This window comes from Shinella sp. 838 (genome assembly GCF_029623935.1).
Taxonomy (GTDB): domain Bacteria; phylum Pseudomonadota; class Alphaproteobacteria; order Rhizobiales; family Rhizobiaceae; genus Shinella.
In genome coordinates this window covers 64,057-86,940 of record NZ_JARSBQ010000002.1, presented here as the reverse complement: position 1 = coordinate 86,940, position 22,884 = coordinate 64,057, and the positions used below count along the sequence as shown (strand labels likewise).

20 protein-coding genes are annotated in these 22,884 nt (G+C 66.3%); 5 read left to right on the top strand and 15 right to left on the bottom strand.

The features are described from left to right. Nucleotides 1–98: 98 nt before the first annotated feature. Complete coding sequence (locus P9A16_RS07970; RefSeq protein WP_023515452.1) at nucleotides 99–1,106, top strand: calcium-binding protein; 1,008 nt, start codon at nucleotides 99–101, stop codon at nucleotides 1,104–1,106. Between the two features lie 21 nt (nucleotides 1,107–1,127). Here the strand turns inward: P9A16_RS07970 and P9A16_RS07965 are convergent, their stop codons facing one another. Then, nucleotides 1,128–2,825 carry a response regulator gene (locus tag P9A16_RS07965; RefSeq protein WP_051758601.1) on the bottom strand — a complete coding sequence of 566 codons (1,698 nt, stop codon included), beginning with the start codon at nucleotides 2,823–2,825 and terminating at the stop codon, nucleotides 1,128–1,130. A 307-nt stretch (nucleotides 2,826–3,132) separates the two neighbouring features. Here P9A16_RS07965 and mutL point away from each other — a divergent pair, with 307 nt between their 5' ends. Both mutL and P9A16_RS07955 read left to right on the top strand, forming a co-directional pair. Next, entirely contained in the window at nucleotides 3,133–4,941 is a 1,809-nt protein-coding gene (gene mutL, locus P9A16_RS07960; protein WP_023515454.1) for a DNA mismatch repair endonuclease MutL, read from the top strand. Between the two features lie 248 nt (nucleotides 4,942–5,189). Beyond that, a complete protein-coding gene (locus P9A16_RS07955) occupies nucleotides 5,190–5,426 on the top strand; it encodes a DUF2093 domain-containing protein (RefSeq protein WP_023515455.1) in 237 nt (78 codons plus the stop codon). A gap of 64 nt (nucleotides 5,427–5,490) precedes the next feature. On the opposite strand, the gene lpxK is transcribed toward P9A16_RS07955, so the two are convergent. The 6 genes from lpxK to P9A16_RS07925 all read right to left on the bottom strand — a co-directional run bounded on the left by lpxK (nucleotide 5,491) and on the right by P9A16_RS07925 (nucleotide 11,396). Further along, complete coding sequence (lpxK, locus tag P9A16_RS07950) at nucleotides 5,491–6,531, bottom strand: tetraacyldisaccharide 4'-kinase (protein WP_023515456.1); 1,041 nt, start codon at nucleotides 6,529–6,531, stop codon at nucleotides 5,491–5,493. A 239-nt stretch (nucleotides 6,532–6,770) separates the two neighbouring features. Further along, complete coding sequence (locus P9A16_RS07945) at nucleotides 6,771–7,505, bottom strand: HAD family hydrolase (RefSeq protein ID WP_023516989.1); 735 nt, start codon at nucleotides 7,503–7,505, stop codon at nucleotides 6,771–6,773. A gap of 13 nt (nucleotides 7,506–7,518) precedes the next feature. After that, nucleotides 7,519–8,832 (bottom strand): lipid IV(A) 3-deoxy-D-manno-octulosonic acid transferase, encoded by a 1,314-nt coding sequence (gene waaA, locus P9A16_RS07940; RefSeq protein WP_023516990.1) that lies wholly within the window; start codon nucleotides 8,830–8,832, stop codon nucleotides 7,519–7,521. A 108-nt stretch (nucleotides 8,833–8,940) separates the two neighbouring features. Further along, complete coding sequence (locus P9A16_RS07935) at nucleotides 8,941–9,177, bottom strand: DUF4170 domain-containing protein (RefSeq protein WP_278025638.1); 237 nt, start codon at nucleotides 9,175–9,177, stop codon at nucleotides 8,941–8,943. 61 nt (nucleotides 9,178–9,238) lie between these two features. Beyond that, nucleotides 9,239–10,045, bottom strand: coding sequence for a 3'(2'),5'-bisphosphate nucleotidase CysQ (locus P9A16_RS07930; RefSeq protein WP_024271171.1), 807 nt, complete (start codon nucleotides 10,043–10,045; stop codon nucleotides 9,239–9,241). Between the two features lie 4 nt (nucleotides 10,046–10,049). Continuing rightward, entirely contained in the window at nucleotides 10,050–11,396 is a 1,347-nt protein-coding gene (locus tag P9A16_RS07925; protein WP_023513624.1) for a TldD/PmbA family protein, read from the bottom strand. Between the two features lie 110 nt (nucleotides 11,397–11,506). Here P9A16_RS07925 and P9A16_RS07920 point away from each other — a divergent pair, with 110 nt between their 5' ends. Further along, a complete protein-coding gene (locus P9A16_RS07920) occupies nucleotides 11,507–13,300 on the top strand; it encodes a monovalent cation:proton antiporter-2 (CPA2) family protein (protein ID WP_023513625.1) in 1,794 nt (597 codons plus the stop codon). 76 nt (nucleotides 13,301–13,376) lie between these two features. Here the strand turns inward: P9A16_RS07920 and P9A16_RS07915 are convergent, their stop codons facing one another. Genes P9A16_RS07915 through P9A16_RS07905 form a run of 3 tightly spaced genes read right to left on the bottom strand, consistent with a single transcriptional unit; the run spans nucleotide 13,377 to nucleotide 16,814 of the window. Next, on the bottom strand, nucleotides 13,377–14,243 hold the full coding sequence (locus P9A16_RS07915; protein WP_023513626.1) for a patatin-like phospholipase family protein: 867 nt from the start codon (nucleotides 14,241–14,243) through the stop codon (nucleotides 13,377–13,379). 42 nt (nucleotides 14,244–14,285) lie between these two features. Then, nucleotides 14,286–14,846 carry a 16S rRNA (guanine(966)-N(2))-methyltransferase RsmD gene (gene rsmD, locus P9A16_RS07910; RefSeq protein ID WP_023513627.1) on the bottom strand — a complete coding sequence of 187 codons (561 nt, stop codon included), beginning with the start codon at nucleotides 14,844–14,846 and terminating at the stop codon, nucleotides 14,286–14,288. Nucleotides 14,847–14,852: 6 nt separating this feature from the next. Then, nucleotides 14,853–16,814, bottom strand: coding sequence for a pseudouridine synthase (locus tag P9A16_RS07905; RefSeq protein WP_023513628.1), 1,962 nt, complete (start codon nucleotides 16,812–16,814; stop codon nucleotides 14,853–14,855). 70 nt (nucleotides 16,815–16,884) lie between these two features. Between P9A16_RS07905 and P9A16_RS07900 the strand changes: the two genes are divergently transcribed. Continuing rightward, nucleotides 16,885–17,328 carry a nucleoside deaminase gene (locus P9A16_RS07900; protein ID WP_156032061.1) on the top strand — a complete coding sequence of 148 codons (444 nt, stop codon included), beginning with the start codon at nucleotides 16,885–16,887 and terminating at the stop codon, nucleotides 17,326–17,328. Here P9A16_RS07900 and P9A16_RS07895 read toward each other — a convergent pair whose 3' ends face one another. The 5 genes from P9A16_RS07895 to P9A16_RS07875 all read right to left on the bottom strand — a co-directional run bounded on the left by P9A16_RS07895 (nucleotide 17,329) and on the right by P9A16_RS07875 (nucleotide 22,883). Next, nucleotides 17,329–17,814, bottom strand: a complete 486-nt coding sequence (locus P9A16_RS07895) for a GNAT family N-acetyltransferase (RefSeq protein ID WP_023513630.1) — start codon at nucleotides 17,812–17,814, stop codon at nucleotides 17,329–17,331. A 3-nt stretch (nucleotides 17,815–17,817) separates the two neighbouring features. Beyond that, nucleotides 17,818–18,432, bottom strand: coding sequence for a hypothetical protein (locus P9A16_RS07890; protein ID WP_023513631.1), 615 nt, complete (start codon nucleotides 18,430–18,432; stop codon nucleotides 17,818–17,820). Nucleotides 18,433–18,601: 169 nt separating this feature from the next. Then, the gene (gene ileS, locus P9A16_RS07885) at nucleotides 18,602–21,493 is read right to left on the bottom strand and encodes an isoleucine--tRNA ligase (protein ID WP_023513632.1); all 2,892 of its coding nucleotides are present in this window, start codon (nucleotides 21,491–21,493) and stop codon (nucleotides 18,602–18,604) included. Between the two features lie 112 nt (nucleotides 21,494–21,605). Next, nucleotides 21,606–21,848, bottom strand: coding sequence for a hypothetical protein (locus tag P9A16_RS07880; protein WP_278025636.1), 243 nt, complete (start codon nucleotides 21,846–21,848; stop codon nucleotides 21,606–21,608). Nucleotides 21,849–21,902: 54 nt separating this feature from the next. Then, nucleotides 21,903–22,883, bottom strand: a complete 981-nt coding sequence (locus P9A16_RS07875) for a bifunctional riboflavin kinase/FAD synthetase (protein WP_023517186.1) — start codon at nucleotides 22,881–22,883, stop codon at nucleotides 21,903–21,905. Nucleotide 22,884: the final 1 nt, after the last annotated feature.

Here is a 22,884-nt window from a genome sequence, read left to right as displayed (position 1 = left end):
TTCTGGTTTCAGACGGCACGGACTTGAAGTCGCGAAAAATTTGCGACCCGGGCCGTCGGCATCGTCCGGATGCGGCTGTTTTGCGAGGAGAACAGGCAATGTCGACCATCAGCACCTATTCCACCATCGGCAATTTCTCCACGAGCACGCTCGCGGAAACGGTCGCCCTGCTTGCCAAACGCATTTCTCCAAGCACGGTCAGCTTCAACACGGACGGCACCGCAAGCGTGTCCGTCACCGTCAACGGCCAGACGGTGAAGGCCATCTTCTCCAACCCCTCGGGCACGGTCGACGGATTGGATGCCGACTTCAGCCTCATCCAGTTCCGCAATGCCGGCAACGCATTGACGCTGGAGATCAGCCTCGCCGACCTGAGCCTCAACGACTTCAAGCAGCACACCACGACCGCGACGGCCCTCGACCTGCTTTTCCTCGAAGACGACTATATCAGCGGTGACGACGGCGACGACGTCATCCGTGGATATGACGGCGACGACAACATCTGGGGCTATGGCGGCGACGATTTCCTCGGCGGCGGCAACGACGCGGACATGCTCTCGGGCGGCGGGGGCAACGATTCGCTCGCCGGCGGCGCGGGTCTGGACACGCTGTACGGCGAGGATGGCAAGGATGTCCTCAACGGAGAAAGCGGCAATGACGAGCTTTACGGCGGCTCCGGCAACGACCTTCTCAAGGGCGGCACCGGCAACGACTGGATGAACGGCGACAGCGGACGGGATACGATCGAAGGGGGCAAGGGCGCCGACATGATGCGTGGCGGCTCCGGCCGGGATGTCTTCGTGTTCAAGTCCGTCACGGATTCCACCGTCAAGGAAGCCGGCCGTGACATGATCTCCGACTTCTCGGAGGGGTCGGGCGACAAGATCGACCTCTCGGCGATCGACGCCAGCACGAAATCCGGCGGCAACCAGACGTTCAAGTTCGTCGGCGACGGCGGTTTTCACAAGAAGGCCGGCGAACTGCGCTTCAAGCAGTATGAGAGCGAAACCTACGTCTACGGAGATACGAACGGCGACGGCAAGGCCGATTTCGCGATCGGCTTCTCCGGCCTCATCGATTTCACCAAGGCCGACTTCATTCTCTGAGCGCCCTCGCGGGCGGTCGCCTCACGCGACCGCCTTCTCCCTGCCGGAGGAGACATAGCGGCGGTAGATCGCCTCGATCATGTCGGGGCTGACCGGCTTGGTGATATAGTCGTCCATGCCGGCATCCATGCAGTTCTGCATGTCGACATTGAGCGCCTGGGCGGTGACGGCGACGATGGGCGTGTGGGTGCCCGTCAGCTTCTCCGCCTCGCGGATCTCCATCGCAGCATCGATGCCGTTCATCACAGGCATGGAAATGTCCATCAGCACGAGGCGAGGCTGGTGCTTGCGCCAGAGCATCACCGCCTCCTCGCCATTCTCGGCGATGCGGTGCGAAATGCCCATGCCCTCGAGGATCTGCGAGAAGACGAACTGGTTGATCTGGTTGTCCTCGGCAACGAGCACCTCGATGTCGCCGACGGCACCCGGCAGCATGACGGAAATGTCCGTTGCGATGTACCAGTCGTCCGATAGCGACACCGGTGTGAGGATGTCGCCGAGCGGCGATGCGTTCTCCGAGAGAAGTTCGTGCTCTTCGACAAGCGTGCGCATGAAATCCGGGCCGATGCCATCCGGTACGATGACCCGCGTTGCAATGCCCCGGTCGTTGGAAAGGATGCGCTCGTGGTCCGGCAGGTTGTTGTCGATCACCACGAGATCGACCGACAGGCCCTCGCGGGCCGCAAGGGCGAGGAAGGCATCGTGTTCGTAGACGCTGTGCACCGCGCAGCAATCCGCCCCGCGCGCCCGGAACTCGCCGACCAGGATCTCCTCGATGCGGGGATTGGGCGTGGCGACCAGGGCACGCTTGCCGGAAAGCGCCCGCAGTTCGTCGCCGTTCAACTGTTCGAGGAGCAAGCGCCGCTCGGCGTCGCGCACCGGATCGAAGCAGTTCTGCGCCTCGACGAAGCCGCCGGGCACGCTGAGCAGCACGTCGCCGTCATCCGACACGGCCCTGTTGCCGGCAGCGAGCGCCGTCACGTCTTCCATCACCGTGACGATGGCATGGTGCCCCGGGGCGCCGATGCGGTACTTCCGGGTGATGGCGTAGAGATCGGTACCGTCGGCGCGGATGACGTGCTCCGGCACGCTGTAGGGCTCACCCGTTTCCAGCACCATGCGGTCGGAGCGCTCGATGCGCTCGGCATTCTCCGCATCCGCCAGATCCCAGACGGAGCGGCCGAGAATGCCGTCGGCATTGGCATTGTAGATCGCGCAGAAGGCTTTGTTGGCCGCGATATAGGCGAAATTGCGATCCTTGATGACGACCGGCGACGGCAGGGTCTCGAGGATCTCCTCGGTGAGCGCGATGCGCTCGAGATCCGAGCGCCACTGCTCCTCCTGCTTCTTCTGCTCGGAGACGTCGACCAGCGTGGTGACATTGTAGCCGCTCGGCAGGCGGCGCTTGCGGAAATGGATCCAGCGGTCGCGGCCGAGCCGTTCCACGGCGTCGTACTGCTCGCGCCAGTGGGCCGAGATGCGGTTGGAAATCCACTCCTCGCGGTTGACGGCCTTGTGGCGCTGCTCGGGCGGAATACCGTAGCGCACGCCGCTGTCGAAAATGGCGCTCAGCACGTCGCGCAGCCGCGTGCCCGGCTTCAGCGTATCGGCGGGAATGGGGAAGTAGCGCAGGACCTGGCGGCTGGCGAAGACGAGGCAATCGTTCTTGTCGTAGACGATCACGGCGGCGGCGAGGATATCGCACGCGGCTTCAAACATACCCAGCCGGATGTTCGCGTCTGGCGACGCTACATCATTCATAGTGGCAGACCTCGCCTGTCTGGCATTCCCGGACGCATGCTGATCGGTGCATCCTGCACCTTCGGACAGAGGGGAATGACAGCGGCCAGCGACGCTGAAATTGTCCACCGGGAAACCGGCCGGCTTGTGTTCATACAAACCTGCGCGCACGTTGGCAGCTTTTTATTAAAGCCTGATTAAACGATTTCAGGTCGCCGGGCGCCGCGGGGCGGGATAAGCCAACTTGCCCCTTCCAAGGCCTCGCCGAATCCGCGAAAATGGCAGCATGACGATCAGGCAGCTTTCCGAAACTCTCATCAACCAGATTGCCGCAGGCGAGGTGATCGAACGGCCGGCAAGCGCCGCCAAGGAGCTGATCGAGAACGCGCTGGATGCGGGGGCGACGCGCATCGAGATCGCAACGGCCGGCGGCGGAAAGACGCTGCTGCGTGTCACCGACAATGGCGGCGGCATGGCGCCTGCGGATCTGGAACTGGCCATCCGCCGGCATTGTACCTCGAAACTCGACAAGGACCTTACCGACATCCGCACACTCGGCTTCCGCGGCGAGGCGTTGCCCTCCATCGGCTCGGTGGCCAAGCTCTCGCTGCTCAGCCGCACGGCCGAGGCCGGCGAGGGCGCCGAGATCAGCGTGACCGGCGGCAAGGTGGCGCCCGTGCGGCCAGCCGCGGCCAATCGCGGCACGGTTGTCGAGGTGCGCGACCTCTTTTTCGCCACGCCCGCCCGGCTGAAATTCCTGAAGAGCGAGAAGGCGGAAGCCTCCGCCATTTCTGACGTCGTGCGGCGCATGGCGATCGCCTTTCCGCATGTGCGCTTCGTGTTGTCGGGCTCCGACCGCACGACGCTGGAATTTCCAGCGACAGGCACCGACAGGCTCGCCCGCATCGCGCAGGTGCTCGGCCGCGATTTCCGCGACAACGCCATCGAGATCGACGCGGCGCGCGAGGGTGTCGGATTGACCGGCTTTGCCGGCGTGCCGACCTTCAACCGCGGCAACAGCCTCAACCAGTTCGCCTTCGTCAACGGCCGGCCGGTGCAGGACAAGCTGATCTGGTCGGCGCTGCGCGCGGCCTATGCCGAGACCATTCCGCACGGGCGCTATCCGGTGGCGGTCCTGGCGATCGACATCGACCCGGCACTCGTCGACGTCAACGTGCATCCGGCGAAATCCGACGTGCGCTTCCGTGACCCGGGCCTGGTGCGCGGCCTCATCATCGGCGCGATCCGCGAGGCGCTCGCCCGCGAGGGCGACCGGGCCTCCACCACGGGCGCAAGCGGCCTCATGCGCGCCTTCCGGCCGGAGGCGCAGCGCCCGCAGACGCCCTGGAGCCCGGCCGCCTCGCCCTACCGCCCCTTCGAGGCGGCAAGCGCTCCCGCGCCGCATTTCAGCGAGAGGCAGACCGGTTTTGCCGATTTCGCCGCGCCGTCGGCACGCAGCGAACCGGTCTTCGCCCCTTCCCCGGCAACGCCGCGGGAAGAGGAACCGCCGCAGCGCCACCCGCTCGGCGCAGCACGCGCGCAATTGCACGAGAACTACATCGTCGCCCAGACCGAGGATGGGCTCGTCATCGTCGACCAGCATGCCGCGCATGAGCGGCTGGTCTTCGAGGCGATGCGCAACGCCCTCCATGCCCGGGCGGTACCGGCGCAGGCCCTGCTCATCCCCGAGATCGTCGATCTTTCCGAGGACGATTGCGACCGGCTGGTGTCCCATGCGGAGGAATTCTCCCGCCTCGGCCTCGGCATCGAGCGCTTCGGACCGGGCGCCGTCGCCATCCGCGAGACGCCGGCCATGCTCGGCGAGATGGACGCCGTCGGGCTCGTGCGCCAGCTTGCCGACGAACTTGCCGAATGGGACACGGCGAGCGGGCTGAAGAACAAGCTGGAATACCTTGCCGCCACCATGGCCTGCCACGGCTCCGTGCGCTCGGGCCGGCGCATGCGGCCGGAGGAGATGAACGCGCTCCTGCGCCAGATGGAGGCGACGCCCGGCTCCGGCCAGTGCAACCACGGCCGGCCGACCTATATCGAGCTCAAGCTTTCCGATATCGAGCGCCTGTTCGGGCGGAGCTAGAGCATTTCCAGCCGAAGCGAAATCGCTTCGGCGTCGGATAACGCGGTAAAACAAGAATCCAGAGTATTTCCGGTGAACCGGAGTTCACCGGAAATACTCTGGGCGGAAGGCGTGGCCCGTTCTTCCAACGCCTGCCCCTTCACGGGTGCGACAGCGAAAAGGCTGGAAATTTCGCCGCGGCCGGGATATGGCACGGTATCGACCGCGCAGCCGGCGCGTGCCCCTTGATGAGACGGATATTGAAATCGATGATGAACCGTTTTGAAGGACGCGGCAGCCGCGAAGCGAAGATCCGCTATCTCGACGGCGATTTCCAGATCCTGATGCCCGGCTCGCACGTCATCTGCGCGATGACCGGTGAGATGGTGCCCGTCGACGAGCTGCGCTACTGGAGCGTTGCGCGGCAGGAACCCTATGCCACCGCCGAGGCCTCGCTCGAGGCCGAAAAGCGCGCCGGCGCCCTGCCCACGCAGAAGAAGCAATAGACCGTAGAGACTGTCTGAAGGGGCGGACCCCCTGTCGGTCTCTGCCTGTCCCTGCCCTCTTCCGCTACTTCGCGGCCAGCCGGTGCAGCTTGCGCCGCCTTGCGCCGACGATCGCCGCGTCGATGATCGCGTCCGGCCCCTTGGGGTCGTCGAAACGGATCTCCACCTCGATCACACGGCTCTTCTCCTTCAACTCCTCCGCGCGGCCATGCTCGCCGGCGAGGCGAACGCTGTCCTTGGCGGTGGTGACGAGCTGGTATCCGACGCCCTCGGCATGGTCGAGAATCTCCGATACCTCGTCCTCGGAAAGATGATGGTGATCGGGGAAACTGCGCGTCACGTAGAGATGCGCGCCCGTCTCGGTGACGGTACGGAAGAATTTCTCGTTGTCGGCGATGCCCGACCAGGCCATGACGACCTTTTCGGCGAGGTCCTCGGCACCGACGGTGACGAGGGTGGCCGAATGGATCGCCTTGCCGGCGCGTGCCGCCTGACGGATTAGCGCATCGGCGGCGTTGCCGTTGCCGATCGCCAGAAGCGCATTCGCCTGGCGCATCTGCTCGTCGAGCGGCGCGCGCACCGGCCCGCCCGGCACCAGATGGCCGTTGCCGATGCCGCGGCGGCTGTCGATGACGAGCAGCGCATAGTCGAAGGTCAGCTGCGCGCTCTGGAAGCCATCGTCCATGATGATGAGGTCTGCGCCCTCTTCCACCAGCTTGCGCGCACCCTTGACGCGCCGGCGGGCAATCACGGTCAGCGCCTCGCGGGCGAGCAGCAGCGGCTCGTCGCCGACCGCACGGGCACGGTGGTGGTGAGGATCGACGACGGTGGTGACGTCGAGCGAGCCGCCATAACCGCGTGACAGGAAGCCGGGCTTGAGGCCGCGCGCCTTGGCGGCGCGGGCGAGCGCGATCGCCGTCGGCGTCTTGCCGGCCCCGCCCACGGTGAAATTGCCGACGCAGATGACGGGCACGGCCACTTCGGCGCGCCGGCCCTTGCGCATGCGGCGGCCGGCGATCAGGCCGTAGAGGCGGGAGACCGGCCAGAGCGCATAGGCCCGCCAGTCCGGCTTCGTCCACCAGAAAGGCGGCGCTTCACTTACCATTCCGTCCCCCGCGGGCGTCCCGGCCCGGTCTCTTGCAGCAAACGCGAGAAGTTGCGGAAAATCAACCGGGGGGATTTGCATCGGCGTTGCGGGAGCGTGGCCTGCCCCTCATCCGCCTGCCGGCACCTTCTCCCCGCAAGCGGGGAGAAGGACGGCTTTGCACGGCCTTGCCACAAGTCCCTTCTCCCCGCCTGCGGGGAGAAGGTCGCGGCAGCGGGATGAGGGGCTGCCCTCACCGCTCACGCCACCGGTCGCGCGACGGCCGCCTCCGGGAGGAGCGGGACGAGTTCGGTGATGTCGGCGAGGCAATAGTCGGAGGCATCCGCCAGCGATTCCCGCGAGCCGGTGCCCGTCAGCACCGCGACGTTGAGGCCCGCACCGGCATTGCGGCCCATATGCATGTCGTGATTGTTGTCGCCGACGACGGCGACCTGGTGCGGCGCAAGACCCGTCGCCGCACAGAAGCCGAGCACCATGCCCGGCTGCGGCTTGGTGCCGAAGCCGCTGTCGTAACCCGCGACATAGTGCAGGTAGTCCTCGAAGCCGAAGCGTTTTGCCGTCGCGCGGATCGAGGCCTCGTTGTCGCTGGAGGCAACCCCGAGCCAGTAGCCGCGGGCATGCATGGTGGCGAAGAACTGGGCAAGGTCGGTGACGGCGACGGCAAGCTGCGCCGAATTGGCGAAGAGGCTGTCGAAATGGGTGGCCAGCGCCTCCACCGTGAAGGGCGCACCGGCCGCGACCATGCCCTCGGCGATCTCCACCGTGTTGCCGGCGGCCAGCAGGCTGTCGGGCGTGACGTAGCCGGTGTCGGGATCCATGCCGCCCGCCACGAGCAGCTTGCGGGCTAGCGCCTCGTCGCCGGCGGCAGCGATGCGGGCGAGTTCGTAGTTCACCGGCACCCAACTCTTGGCATAGTCGAGCAGCGTCCCGTCCTTGTCGAAGAGGATGCCGGAAATGGTCTCGGTCTTGGACATGACACGCCTTTCGTCAGGACGTCTGGCGCGGATGCAACCGTGCCTTCACAGTGAGCGGGTTGATGTAGGGCTCCAGCCCCTTGATGGTGGCGCGCAGCGCACCGCGCATCTCCTGCACGGTTTCCTGCCCCGCCTCGATCATCTGCTTGCGCATCTCGTCGTTGACGAGCAGGTAGTGCACGCCCTTGGCCAGCATCTCCGTGTCGCGCACCATCTTGGCGCTGCCGTTGCGGGCGAGCTGCTGGTAGGCCTCGCGGAAATTCTGCACATTGCCGCCCGACAGGATCGCGCAGCCGAGCATGGCCGGCTCCAGCGGGTTCTGCCCGCCTTCGGCAAACAGCGAGCGGCCGACGAAGGCGATCTCCGTCATGCGCAGATAGAGCCCCATCTCGCCAATCGTGTCCCCGAGGAAGATGTCGGTCTCCGGCGTCAGAACGTCGCCGCGCGTGCGCCGGGCAACCTTCAGGCCCCGCGCCTCCAGCATGTCGGCGATGGCGTCGCTGCGCTCGGGATGGCGCGGCACGATGATGGTGAGCAGGCCCGTGCGTTCCTTCAGCACGCGGTGCACGTCGCCGGCGGCCGCCTCCTCTCCTTCGAAGGTGGAGATCGCCGCCCAGGTGCGACGGCCCTGAATCTGGTCGAGATAGCCGCGCAGCACGGCGGAATCGACCGGCGGCGCATCCGTATCCACCTTGAGATTGCCGGAAACGAGCACCGGCAGGGCGCCGAGCGTGCTGAAACGGTCGGCGTCGAGATCCGACTGGGCGATGACGAGCGCGAAATTCTCGAAGATGGCGTCGGCGACGGCATGGCGCCGCTTCCAGCGCGGGAAGGAGCGATCCGAGATGCGGCCGTTGACCAGAACCTGCGGGATGTGACGCTTGCCGAGTTCAAGGATGGTCATCGGCCAGATCTCCGACTCCGCCATGATGGCGAGATCGGGATGCCAGTATTCCAGGAAGCGGCTGATCGCCGGCTTCAGGTCGAGCGGCACATATTGGTGGATGACGTCCGTGCCCAGGCGGTCGCGCACGACCTTCGCCGAGGTGATCGTGCCCGTCGTCAGGAGCACCGCGATGCCGCGACGGCGCACTTCCTTGATGAGCGGGATGACCGCATTGGTCTCACCGACGCTGGCCGCATGGAACCAGACAAGCGGCCCCGCCGGGCGCGGCACGCCGGCATAGCCGTAGCGCTCGCGGCGGCGGGAACGGTCTTCCTTGCCCTTGGCGGCGCGGAAGGTGAGATAGGGGCCAACGATCGGATAGAGCGCGACGCCGCCCCAGCGATAAAGCGAAAGCGCGAAACGGGCGAGGCGCCGGCTCATGCGCGAGCGCCCTTGGTTGCGGCTTTCGTCTTGTTCGGGATCATGGAAGGTCCGGTCTCTGGTTCGGCGCGGCCTTCTGCCGCGCGGAACGGTGTCGGGAAACGCGCCTCAGTTCTGCTGCGGATCCAGAAGCCGGTGCATGTGCACGATGAAATAGCGCATATGCGCATTGTCCACGGTCTGCTGTGCCTTCGACTTCCAGGCGGCAAGTGCGGAGGCATAATCAGGGAAGATTCCGACGATATCGAGAGCGTTGAGATCACGGAACTGCATATCTGCCAGCGTCGTCAGTTCGCCGCCGAAGACCAGATGCAGGAGCTGTTTCGGTTCTTTGCAGTCGGTCATGTTTTCTCTCTTTTTATGATGCCGATTTCGGCAATGGGTTTGCGGTATTCCGCATCAAAGGTCAATGGCCGGCAAGATGCCTGGAGGCCTCGACAAGCCCGGAAAGCCGGGACAATCCGGCCGCAGCCAGCGTCTCGTGGCTGACGGCCGGCCGGTTGTAGGACAGCGCCGCGCCGTCGAGCGTGACAAGCGCTCCGCCGGCCTGTTCAAGGATGAGGTCGGCGGCCGCCAGATCCCAGTCGTGCGCATTGCGCTTCACCAATGTCGCATCAATGCGCCCGTCCGCCACCATGGCGAGGCGGTAGGCGAGCGAGGGCACATGCGAGATGCGCTGCACGCCGCCGACCATGTGGCGGTCGATGCCGTGCGCCATGTCCTCCGGCGCGGCGATGCGTGTCGGGCGGGCCGCATCCGGATCGGTCGCGCGGATTGGCGCGCCGTTCTTCAGCGCAGCGCCGCCGGCGGCCGCGGTAAAAAGCTCGTCGAGCGCCGGCGCGAAGAGCACACCGGCGACGGGGCGGCCCCGATGCACGACGGCGGCGCTGACACACCAGACGTCCTTGCCGGCAATGAAGGCGCGCGTGCCGTCGATCGGGTCGATGACGAAGACGGTCTCGCGGTTGAGCCTGCCGGCATCGTCATCGGTCTCCTCCGAGAGCCAGCCGTAGTTCGGCCGGGCGGAGAGCAATTCCGTCTTGAGGATATCGTTGGCCGCAAAGTCGGCCGCGCTAACCGGCGAACGGCCACCGTTCTTCCACCAGACCTCCGGTCCCTTGCGGAAAAAATCGAGCGCCCTGGCCCCTGCAAGCCGCGCGGCACCGACCAGGAGATCAAGGTCGGCGGTCCAGGCGGTGGCGGGGCTCAGCATGGTCTCACGTCCCGGCAAGCGTCATGCCTTCGATGGCAAGCGTCGGCGCGGCGACGCCGAAGGAGCGGTCGATGTCGCTTGCCGGCGTGATGCGCAGGAACATGTCGACGAGGTTGGAGGCGATCGTCACCTCCGACACCGCGAAGGTGAGTTCGCCATTCTCGATCCAGTAGCCGGAGGCCCCGCGCGAGTATTCGCCCGTCACCATGTTGACGCCCTGGCCGATCAGCTCGGTGACGTAAAAGCCGGTGCCGACGGAGCGGATCAGGTCCTCCGGCGAGATGTCGCCCGGTTCGAGCGCAAGGTTCGTCGAGGCGGGGTTGACCGCCGTGCCGCCGCGCACGCCGCGACCGTTGGTCTTAAGGCCGAGCTCGTTGGCGGTGGAGGTGGACAGGAACCAGTGCCGGAGCACGCCGTCCTCGATCATCGCGAGCCGCTCGCCACGCACGCCCTCGCCGTCGAAGGGGCGCGAGGACGAACCGCGCACGATCAGCGGATCATCGGTGACGGAAAGGCCCGCCTTCAGCACCTGCTGGCCCATGCGGTCGCGCAGGAAACTCGTCTTGCGGGCGACCGACGCGCCGTTGATCGCGCCGGCAATGTGGCCGGTTATGCCGCGCGACACGCGCGGATCGTAAACGACGGTGACGTTCTTGGCCGTCGGCACCTGACGCGGATTGAGCCGGCGCACCGCGCGGGCGGCCGCCTCGCGGCCGATCTCCCCGGCGTCGCGCAAGTCGGCGAAATAGAGGCTCGAATCGAAGTCGTAGTCACGCTCCATCTTCGTGCCCTCGCCCGCGATGACGCTGACGGAGCGGCCGAAGCGGCTGGCGCTGTAGGCGCCGGAAAAGCCGTGCGAGGTGGCGAGCACCAGGCCGCCCATGCCGGCGGAGGCCCCGCCGCCACCGGAATTGGTGATGCCGGGGACCGCGAGCGCGGCGGCCTCCGCGGCAAGCGCGGCCTCGGTCAGCTGCCCGGCAGAAACCTCGGTCGGATCGAAGAGCTCGAGATCCGGCCAGTCCTTCGCAAGATCGGCCTTGTCGGCGAGCGTCGCATAGGGGTCTTCCGGCGAGGCCTTGGCCATGGCGACGGCCCGCTCGGCGAGCACCTTCAGGTCGAAGCCGGGATTGGCCGAGACGCTGGCGACGCGCCGGCCGACGAAGACGCGCAGCGAGAAATCATCGCTCTCGGAGGCTTCGGTGCCCTCGACCTTGCCGAGCCGTACACTGACAGAGGAGGAGCGGCCCCGGACGACGACGGCATCGGCCGCATCCGCCCCCGCTTGAATGGCGCGGTCGATGAGTTCACCGGCACGCGCGAGAAGGCTTGCGGAATCGATCGTCTCTGACATGACTTGGCCTTTCTTTGCTGCCCCATTTATTGTGCAGTCGCACGGGCATCAAGGGAGGCCGCTCCTTTTTTGCCGCGTTGCCGGCGCTCCTTCAGAAGAAAGCCCTCCGCATGCCCTATACCCACAGCCCGTACAACGAGGTTCTGCTGATGCTCGGAGGGGCGCTGCTGGCCGCGCCGATCTTCAAGCGGCTCGGTCTCGGCACCATTCTCGGCTATCTCGCCGCCGGCGTGGTGATCGGCCCGATCCTGCACCAGATCCGCGACGGCGGGGAATTGCTGGGGGTCGCCGAACTCGGCGTCGTCTTCCTGCTCTTTCTGATCGGGCTGGAACTGAAACCCTCGCGGCTCTGGGCGATGCGGCACGACATCTTCGGACTCGGCATGGCGCAGGTCGTCCTCACGGGCCTGGCGCTCGCCGGCCTGACCCTCGCCTTCGGCCTCGAGCGATGGGACGGGGCGCTGATCATCGGCTTCGGCCTCGCGCTCTCCTCCACCGCCTTTGCCATGCAGATCCTCGACGAGCGGGGCGACACCAACACGCGCTACGGCCAGCGGGCCTTTTCCATGCTGCTCCTGCAGGATCTCGCCATCGTGCCATTGCTGGCGCTGATCCCGCTGCTGGCCGAACAGGCGCCGGAAGACACGACGACGGCCTTCCAGGACTTCCTCATCGCCATCGGCGCCATCGCGGCGCTGTTTGCGGCCGGCCGCTATCTGCTCAACCCGCTGTTCCAGGTGATCGCCCGCACCGGCGCGCGCGAGGCGATGATCGCCGCCGCGCTCTTCGTCGTGCTGGCCGCCGCCATGCTCCTTCAGATGGCCGGGCTCTCCATGGCCATGGGCGCCTTCCTCGCTGGCGTTCTGCTTGCCGATTCCTCCTATCGCCATGAACTGCAGGCGGATGTGGAGCCGTTCCGCGGTATCCTGCTCGGCCTGTTCTTCATGGCGGTCGGCCTGTCGCTGCAACTGGACGTGATCTTTTCCAGCTGGCTGACGGTCCTTGTCGCCACGCCCATCGTGATGCTGGTGAAGAGCCTCGTCATCTACGGCCTCTGCCGCCTCACCGGCTCCCCGCACAATGACGCGGTGCGTATCGCGCTCGTGCTGCCGCAGGGCGGCGAATTCGGCTTCGTGCTGTTCACCGCGGCTGCCGCCGCCGGCATCTTTTCCGGCGGCCTCGCCTCGCTGCTCATCGCCATCGTCACCATCTCGATGGCGCTGACGCCGATCGCCGCGGCGCTTTCGCGCTTCCTGCTCGTCGAGGACATCGAGGAAGAGATGGAGGAGGATTTCGAGGGGGCGGGCGCAGACGTCTTGATGATCGGCTTTTCGCGTTTCGGCCAGATCGCCGCGCAGATCCTTCTTGCCGGCGGACGCGAGGTCACCGTCATCGACCATTCGACCGACCGCGTGCGCCAGGCGGCAAGCTTTGGCTTCCGCATCTATTTCGGCGACGGCACGCGCAAGGACGTGCTGCGCGCCGCCGGCATCGAGCGCGCCAAGATCGTCGCCATCTGCACCCAGGGCAAGGCGACGACGGACCGCATCGTCGATCTCGTGCAATCGGAATATCCCAACGCCACGCTCTTCGTGCGCTCCTACGACCGCGTGCACACGCTGTCGCTGCGCGGGCGCGGCGTGCAGCACGACGTGCGAGAAACCTTCGAATCCGCCCTCGTCTTCGGGCGGGAAACGCTGGAGGAGCTTGGCGTGGAGCCGGATGACGCCCAGGCGATCGGCGACGACATCCGCCGCCGCGACATCGCCCGGCTGGAACTGCAAGCCGCCGAAGGCCTCACCGCCGGCCGGCACATGCTGCACACGAAGCCGGTGAAGCCGGAGCCGCTGGTCAAGCCGAAGAAACTGGCACTGAGCGATGTGGACGAAGAGGAAAGCGCGTGAGGGCGGGCCACTCACCCGGAAATCCTCCTTCCGCCCGGCAGGACAACGAGAGGCATGCCCACCGCAGACGACGATCTCAAACCGCCGACAATTTCTCGTCCAACGCCCGCTTCAGCTCGTCACGGATGCCGGCGGAGGCGGCCAGCACTTCCTCGGCCTTGACGAAATCGAGCACGCGGAAGCGGCCGACATCGGGGCGGAGAAAGATGTCCGGCGCGCCCTTTTCCAGTTTCAGCGTCACGATGGAGCGCATGGTGAGCTGGGTGGCACCGTAGAGGCTGTCGATGCTGTTGGGCACGTCCGCCGTGCCGGCAGGCGGGCGGCCGATGACATCGACGCCGATGGTGATGGCGGCCTTGCCGAGCAGGTGATCGAAGGGCACGGGGTTCCACAGGCCACCGTCGATCATCACCCGGCCGCTTATCACCACCGGGCGGAAGACAGCGGGCAGCGCGGCGGAGGCGGCGATGGCCGGAAAGAGCGGACCGCTGTCGCAGACGCACTCGCACTGGGCGTAATAATCCGCCGTGACGACCTTCAGCGGGATCGACAGGTCCTCGAAGGTCTCCGGCAGGGTCTCCGGCAGGAAGGCCTTGAGGATGCGCTCCAGATTGAACTGGCCGACGCGGAAGCCGCCGGCGACCACATCGGAAAACCGGGTTGGCCGGAGGCTCCAGAGGCGGTTCATGATGCGGCTCGGATGGCCGATGGCGGCGAGCGTGTGCTCGCGGATCTCCCGGCCCGTCATGCCGGCCGCCATGGCCGCCCCCATGACGGCGCCGATCGAGGCGCCCGATATCAGCACCGGCCGGATGCCGAGTTCGTCCAGCACCTCGATGACATGGATATGGGCGAGCCCGCGCGCGCCGCCCCCGCCCAGCGCGATGGCGACGGCCGGGCCGTGCGCTTGCGGCTGGCTTGCGGAAACGAGGGCATCGGTCATGGCTCAGGTCTCCGGTTCGTTGCGGCAGCGCCGGCGAAAGGATCAGCCGGGGCGATAGCGGTAGAAATGCATGCGCGTCTCTCCGAAGGTGCGGACCTCCAGGAGTTCGTAACCATCGACGACGGCAGGCTGAATATCGGCGCGCTCCTCGAGGATCGCAAGGGCGCCCTCCACCAGCCAGCCGCCACGGGCGGCCGCATCCAGCGCCCGCTCGCCAAGGCCTTTTGCATAGGGCGGATCGGCGAAGAGCAGGTGGAACGGTTCCATCGTGCCGACGCCGCCGAGCGACGTCGCATCGCGCCGGAAGATCTTCGCACGGCCGATCACGCCGAGCGCCTCGATGTTGGAATGCAGAAGCCCCCTGCCCTCGACGCCCTGCTCGACGAAAAGCGCCGCACGCGCACCGCGTGACAGCGCCTCGAGGCCGACAGCGCCGGTGCCTGCGAAGAGGTCGAGCACACGCGTGCCGTCGAGCGCCTCGGGATAGGCGTGCGAGAGGATATTGAACAGGCTTTCGCGCGTGCGGTCCGTCGTCGGGCGGATGTCGTCCGATTTCGGCGTCGCAAGCGAACGGCCGCGGAATTCACCGCCGACGATGCGCACGGTCGCTTACTTCCCCTTGCCGCGCGGACGGCTGCCGCCTGCCGGACGGCCACCACCGGGCTTGCCACCGGCGGGGCGCCCGCCCGGTTTGCCGCCGAAGGACTTGCCGCCGGGCTTTCCGCCGAACGGCTTGCCGCCATCGCGGCGCGGCGGGCGATCCGAGAAGGACCGTTCACCCTCTGCACGGGGCTTGCGGTCGCCGAACGAACGTTCCCCCTCCGCACGGGGTTTGCGATCACCACGGGCCGGGCGATCCCCAAAAGAGCGCTCACCCTCAGCGCGGGGCTTGCGATCGCCGCGAGCCGGACGGTCCCCGAAGGAGCGTTCGCCTTCCGCGCGCGGACGACGATCGCCACGCGGCGGGCGGTCACCGAAATCGCGGCCAGGACGGGCATCGCCGGCACCGGAGCGCGGGCGGCCGAAACCACCACGGCCACCGTCACCACGATCGCCTGCTTCCGGCTCGCTGGCGCGGATCCATTCGCCGTCCTCGTCGCGCGTCTTCAGGATGCGCGGCTTTTCCGCCCGGTCGTCGCCGGGACGGCCACGGGCCGGCCCCTTGCGATCGGGATCGAACTTCTTTGCCGAGCGCGTCAGCGCACCCTCGGCGGTGCGGCCATAGCGCTTGGTCTTCGGCGCGCCTTCGGGACGTTCGCGCGGCTCGCGCTTCACGCTCTCGGCGGCTTCCGTCTTCTTTTCGGCAACGGGACGGGCACCGGGCGCCATCCAGACATTCGACTTGCGCGCACGAACCGCCGGTTCGCGCTTCGGCTTGCTGTCGAAACGGTCCTCGTCTCGGTCGCGGTCTCTGCCACGGCCACCGTCACGCGGCTTGTCGCCGAAACGGTCGTCACGGCGGGTATCGAGCCGGGCACGGGCCTGCTCGCGACGGTCTTCCGGCTTCTCGCGCCGGCCGGCCGGCTTGTCGCCCCAGGCCGGAGCCTCGCTCCGGCTCTTCGGTGCCGGCTTCTCCTCGGCATCGACAGAGGCATGATCGAACAGCGGCGCGTCGAAATTCGCCTTGGATTCCTCGATAAGGCGCGGGCCGAGCTGGTCGCGCAGCGTGCGGCCGCGGATTTCCTGGGCATGGCCTTCCGGCAGTTCGCCGAGCTGGAACGGGCCGTAGGAGATGCGGATCAGGCGGTTCACGTCGAGGCCGAGCGCACCGAGCACGTTCTTGACTTCGCGGTTCTTGCCCTCGCGAAGGCCCAGCGTCAGCCAGACATTGGTGCCCTGCGTCTTGTCCAGCGTCGCATCGATCGCGCCATAGAGCACGCCGTCGACGGCAATGCCTTCCTTCAGCTTGTCGAGATCGGCCTGCTCGATCTTGCCATGGGCGCGCACGCGGTAACGGCGCAGCCAGCCGGTGGTCGGCAGCTCCAGCATACGGGCGAGGCCGCCGTCATTGGTCAGCAGCAGAAGGCCTTCGGTGTTGATGTCGAGACGGCCGACGGACATGACACGCGGCAGGTCCTCGGGAAGGTTCTCGAAGACCGTGGGACGGCCCTCGGGATCGGCATTCGTCGTCACCAAGCCAGCGGGCTTATGGTAGAGCCAGAGGCGTGTGCGCTCGATGCCGCGGATCGGCACGCCGTCCACCTCGATATGGTCGGCAAGCGTGGCGTTGAGCACGGGCGTATCCAGCACCGTGCCGTTCACGCGGACACGGCCCTCCATGATCATGCGCTCGACATCGCGGCGCGAGGCGACGCCTGCGCGCGCCAGCAGCTTGGAGATGCGCTCGGGCGCCAGCTCGGCACTGGCGGATGCAGCCGGCGCGGGTTTGGCGGCCCGGGCGGGCTTGCCATCGCGCGGTGCGGACTTGCCCGCGAACGACTTCTTGGCGCCCGGCGGCTTTCCGGCGGAAAACGGTTTTTTGTCCGCAGCGGCCGATGCGGCGCCACGCGGCTTGTGATCGCGGCCCGCGGGCTTGGTGCCCGGCCGTTTTGACTTGTCTTTGGATGTCATTTGTGTTGCCTGCGTTTTGCCGTGTCCTATCAGGTCAGGCGTCCGGGGTTAAGAGGAATTCGTGCCGTCGATGACAAATCGCTTCATGGGGATCGCGCTCGAGGAAGCCCGGGCGGCCGGCGCGCGCGGCGAAGTGCCTGTCGGGGCGGTGCTGGTCATGGACGGCACGGTCATTGCCAGCGCCGGCAACCGCACCCGGGCGGAGAATGACGTGACCGCGCATGCCGAGGTCGCCGTCATCCGCGAGGCCGCCGGAAAACTCGGGCAGGAACGTCTCACCGGCGCCGATCTCTACGTGACACTGGAGCCCTGCACGCTCTGCGCCGCCGCCATCTCGTTTGCCCGCATCCGCCGTCTCTACTACGGCGCGGAGGACCCGAAGGGCGGCGCGGTGGACAACGGCGTGCGTTTCTTCGCCCAGCCGACCTGCCACCACGCGCCGGATGTCTATTCCGGCATCGGCGGTGTGGAAGCGGCGGAGATCCTCAAGGAGTTTTTTGCCGAGCGGCGCTGATCAGCCCGCGGCGAACGTCTTCAGCTTGTCGCCGTCGAGGCGATAGCGGATCCATTCCGTTTGCGGCTCGGCGCCGAGCGCATCATAGACGCGGATGGCCGGCGTATTCCAGTCGAGCACGCTCCATTCGAAGCGCCCGCAGCCCTCTTCCACCGCGATGCGTGCGAGATGACGCAGCAGCATCTTGCCGACGCCCGTGCCGCGATGGGCGGGCGTGACATAGAGATCCTCGAGATAGAGGCCGTTCTTCGCCTGCCAGGTGGAATAGGTCTTGAAGAAGATGGCGGAACCGGCGGGCTCGCCCGCTGCCGTCTCGCAGATCACTGCGCGCGTGACGGACCCTTCGCCGAACAGCGATGACCTGATGGTCTCTTCCGTCGCCTCGACAGCGTCGAGGGCCTTTTCGTAATCGGCGAGTTCGCGGATGAACCGCAGGATGGTCGCGGCGTCGCTGGCCGACGCCGGACGAATGCCATAGCCCGTCATGGCTTAGAACGGCCACCAGGAAGAACCGCTCTGCTTGGCGGCCTTGGCTTCCTTCTTGCGGCGACGCTCCTTCGTCTTCTCCGGCTCGCCGAGATCGGCCTGAGCCTCTTCGGGAAGGCGGCGATAATCCAGCGGCGGATCGCTCAGGTAACGGCGCTTGTCGCCATAGGCGCCCATCTGCAGGCGACGCGCGTCGCGATAGGCCGCCGTCTGTTCCGATGCGGACAGCTTGCGGTTCGTCGCGTTCTGTCCGGCAAGCGGCGAGCGGAAGGTCGTGCTGTTGCTGTTTTCATCCGCCTCGGCGCGCAGGCGCGCGCGCATATCCTCAGGGCTTTCCAGCCACTCGGGATTGTCCTTGCTGGCAACGGACTGCTGCGGCGTCGTCAGCGCGACCTCATCCTTCGGCACGACGAGGCCACCACGCGGCTGGTAGCGGATTTTTTTCGCTTCCTCGTTGTTGGGACGAATCATGATGGCGTTGCCCACGTCGTCCACCAACTGCTCACCGGCAGTCTTGCCGGTGCCGTAGGTCGGTCCCATGCAGCCGGTCAGAACGAAGCTTGCGCCCAAGAGACCGATCAGGCCGGTACGCACCCGAATATTTCGCGTCATTCCCATGAATACCCTTCCAGCAGGGCCGGCGCCCCAAGGCCCGGGCACGGCCGCCGTCCCATGGCGGAAAAATCCGGCCAATTTCAGGCAGCTTTACCGGATGAAAACCGTAAGTGCAATTCATCCGGGGATATCGACGGCCGGAAAGCGCCGGCCGTCAACAGAGCTTCATTCTTTACGCAGCGCGGCGAAAGCCGATTTCACGCAGCGCGGCCGCATCGCGGGCCGAGACGTCCGGGTACTCGGCATCGGACCCGACATCCGTCGTGATGCGCCAGGAGCGGGCGCATTTCTGACCATCCGCGAGCTTCGGCTCGACCGCGACCTTGGCGACATCCGCCAGGCGGAACGCGTCGGCCGGGCCCTCGCCGGCAACCACGGTGATCGCCGAGGTGATGCAGATCTCCGCGAAATCCTGGCCTTCCAGCGCGGCAAGCAGCTCCGGATCGGCGATGGAGACGACCGGGGCGGCCTCCAGCGATGCACCGATGCGCTTCTCACGGCGTTCGATTTCCAGCGCGCCGGTCACGACCGAGCGCACAGCGCGGATCTTCTCCCACTTGGCTTCGAGCGCGTCGTCGCGCCATTCGGCCGGAACGACCGGGAACTGTTCGAGATGCACCGAGACGGCATCGGGCTTGCGCGACAGCCAGGCCTCTTCCATCGTGAAGGGCAGCATGGGGGCGAGCCAGGTGACGAGGCATTCGAACAGCTTGCGGATGACGCAGAGGCTGGCCCGACGCTTCAGCGAGGACGGCGCGTCGCAGTAGAGCGCGTCCTTGCGCACGTCGAAGTAGAAAGCCGAGAGCTCGACATTCGAGAAATCGATGAGCGCGCGGGCGATCTTCTTGAAGTCGAAGGCATCGTAGCCTTCGCGCACCAGCGCATCGAGTTCCGACAGCCGGTGCAGCATCAGCTTTTCCAGCTCCGGCATATCGGCATAGGCGATCTCCTCGCCTTGATCATGCGCCAGCGTGCCAAGCATCCAGCGCACCGTGTTGCGCAGCTTGCGGTAGGCGTCGATGTTGGTCTGGATGATCGTCTTGCCGAGGCGCTGGTCTTCCCAGTAGTCCGTCGTCATGACCCAGAGGCGCAGGATGTCGGCGCCCGATTCCTTCATCACGTCCTGCGGCGAGACGACGTTGCCCTTCGACTTCGACATCTTCTCGCCCTTCTCGTCCATGGTGAAGCCATGGGTGACGACGGCGTTGTAGGGCGCGCGGCCGCGCGTCGCGCAGCTTTCGAGCAGCGAGGAATGGAACCAGCCGCGATGCTGGTCGGAGCCTTCCAGATAGACGTCGGCCGGCCATTTCAGGTCCGGGCGGTCTTCAAGCGTGAAGGTATGCGTCGAGCCCGAGTCGAACCAGACATCAAGGATGTCCATGACCTGCGTCCACTTGGCCGGGTCGTGGTCGTTGCCGAGGAACCGCTCCTTGGCGCCTTCGGCAAACCAGGCGTCGGCGCCCTCTCCTTCGAAGGCGTCGAGGATGCGGGCATTGACGGCGTCATCGACCAGCACCTCGCCGTTCTCGTCGGCGAAGATGGCGATCGGCACGCCCCAGGCACGCTGGCGCGACAGAACCCAGTCCGGGCGGCCCTCGATCATGGCGCGCAGGCGGTTCTGGCCGCTGGCGGGCACGAAGCGGGTGTCGTCGATCGCCGAAAGCGAGCGCGAGCGCAGCGTGGTGCCGTCGCCGAGCTCCTTGTCCATGTAGACGAACCACTGCGGCGTGTTGCGGAAGATGACCGGCTTCTTGGAGCGCCAGGAATGCGGATAGGAGTGCTTGATACGGCCGCGGGCGAACAGGCAGTTCGCGGCGATCAGCGCCTTTATGACGCGCTCGTTGGCATCGCCCTTCTTGCCGTTGTCGTCCATGACGCGCGCGCCGTCGAAACCGGGAGCGTCGGCGGTGTAGAAGCCGGCGTCGTCGACCGGGAACGGGATTTTGGACGAGATACCGCGCGCTTCCAGCTGGCGGGCATTGGCCGTCCAGGCGTCAAAGTCCTCGCGGCCATGGCTCGGCGCGGTGTGCACGAAGCCGGTGCCGGCGTCGTCGGTGACGTGGTCACCATCCAGCAGCGGGACCTTGAAGTCGTAGCCGAGAGCAGCCAGCGGATGGGCGCAGACGACCGCCGCCAGTTCTTCCGGCGCGATATCGCGGAGGAACCTGAAGGTGAGCTTTGCCTTGGCGGCCGATTCATCGGCAAGACGGGTGGCGAAAACCAGCTTCTCGCCGGGCTGCGGGCCGAAATCGTTCTGCGCGCTCTCGACCTCGTAGAGGCCATAGGGATAGCGCGACGAGAAGGCGATGCCGCGGTTGCCGGGGATCGTCCAGGGCGTGGTCGTCCAGATGACGATGGAATTGCCAAGCAGATCGGCCGGACCTTCGGTCACCGGGAACTTCACCCAGATCGCATCGCTCTCGACATCCGCATATTCGACTTCGGCTTCGGCCAGCGCGGTGCGCTCGACCACCGACCACATGACGGGCTTGGAGCCGCGGTAGAGCTGGCCGGACTTGGCAATCTTCAGGAGTTCGCCAGCGATGCGCGATTCCGCGTGGAAGGCCATCGTCGTATAGGGATTGTCGAAGTCGCCCTCGATGCCGAGGCGCTTGAACTCGTCGGCCTGGATCTTGATCCAGCCGCTGGCGAAGTCGCGGCATTCCTGGCGGAATTCGTTGACCGGAACCTCGTCCTTGTTCTTGCCCTTCTCGCGGTACTTCTCCTCGATCTTCCACTCGATCGGAAGGCCGTGGCAGTCCCAGCCGGGCACGTAGTTGGCATCGTAGCCGCGCATCTGGAACGAGCGGTTGATGACGTCCTTGAGGATCTTGTTCAGCGCGTGGCCGATGTGGATGTTGCCGTTGGCATAGGGCGGGCCGTCGTGCAGCACGAATTTTTCGCGGCCGGCGGCCGAAGCGCGCAGCTTCTTGTAGAGGCCCATCGTCTGCCAGCGGGCCACCGTTTCCGGCTCCTTCTGCGGCAGGCCGGCGCGCATCGGAAAGTCCGTCTGCGGCAGGTAGAGGGTGGACGAATAATCGACTTTTTCGGGCGTATCGGTCATGGATATGGCTATCGTCTTTTTTCGCGCGCGTTTGCGCATGCGGGGATATTGTCAGGGTCTGACGGCGGGGGCGTTCAGGAAACGCCCGAAATCCCGGACCTTCCGGCCTCGCTCAGAGCGCGCGGAAGGCCGGGCCACTAATTCGCAGATCGATGGTCAGCCGGTTGAGCATCATGCGCGCGGTCTTACGGCGTTTTCGGTCGTTTGAAAAGACGGGTGGCTTATATTTGGGTCCCCCGCCGCCCCGTCGGAGGAACGGCCCCTCATCCGGCCTGCCGGCCACCTTCTCCCCGTAAACGGGGCGAAGGGGATATGCCGTACCGTTTTCCCCAACCAATGCCAGTTCGTTGGGCAAGTCCCCTCTCCCCGCTTGCGGGGAGAGGGTTAGGGTGAGGGGCAAAGTTTGCGCTCAGAAACAGAGCCGCTGGTCGATGACCCCGAGCGGCGTGACGCCCGACAACAGCGCTCGCGCCTCCTCCTCGTCGCGCTTCATCTGCACGACCAGCGCATCGAGGCCATCGAACTTCAGTTCGTCGCGCAGATGACCGAAGAAGGAGACGGCAGAGACTTCGCCGTAGAGATCGCCGGAGAAATCGAAGAGGAAGGTTTCGAGCAGCGGAACGCCGTTCGAGGTGACCGTCGGGCGGCGGCCGTAGCTGGCGACGCCGTCGTGGAGGCTGCCGTCGGGGCGGCGGAAGCGAACGGCGTAGATGCCGTTGCGCAGCTCCACTTCCGGCGGAAGCTGCATGTTGGCGGTCGGATAGCCGAGCGTGCGGCCGAGCTTCTTGCCGTCGATGACCTCGGCCTCCACCGTATAGCGATAGCCGAGCTGGCCGGCGGCCTCGGTGACGGCGCCTTCGCCAAGCAGTGCGCGGATGAAACTGGAGGAGATGACCGAGGCGTTTTCGTCGCGAAAAGCATCGACCAGTGTGACACCGAACCCGTTGCCCTCGCCGGCGTTCATCAGGAAGGCCGGACCACCCTCCCTGCCCTTGCCGAAGTGGAAGTCGAAGCCGGTGACGACTTCGGAGGCGTGCAGCCAGTCCAGCAGCACGGCGTTGATGAAGTCGTTCGCCGACATTTCGGAGAAGCTGCGATCGAACGGATATTCGATGACGGCGGAAAAGCCCATGCCTTCAAGGATGCGCGCCTTCAACGGCGCCGGCGTCAGCCGGAAGACCGGGCGCTCCGGACGGAAGACCGTGCGCGGATGCGGCTCGAAGGTCAGCACCAGCGCGGGGATGCCGCGGTCTTTCGCAATGTCGAGCGCGCGTTGCAGCACGGCCTGGTGGCCGCGGTGCACGCCGTCGAAATTGCCGATGGCGATGACGCCGCCGCGCAGGTGCTCCGGCAGCGGCTCCTTCGTCTCGTTCCTGTGAAAAACCGTCATG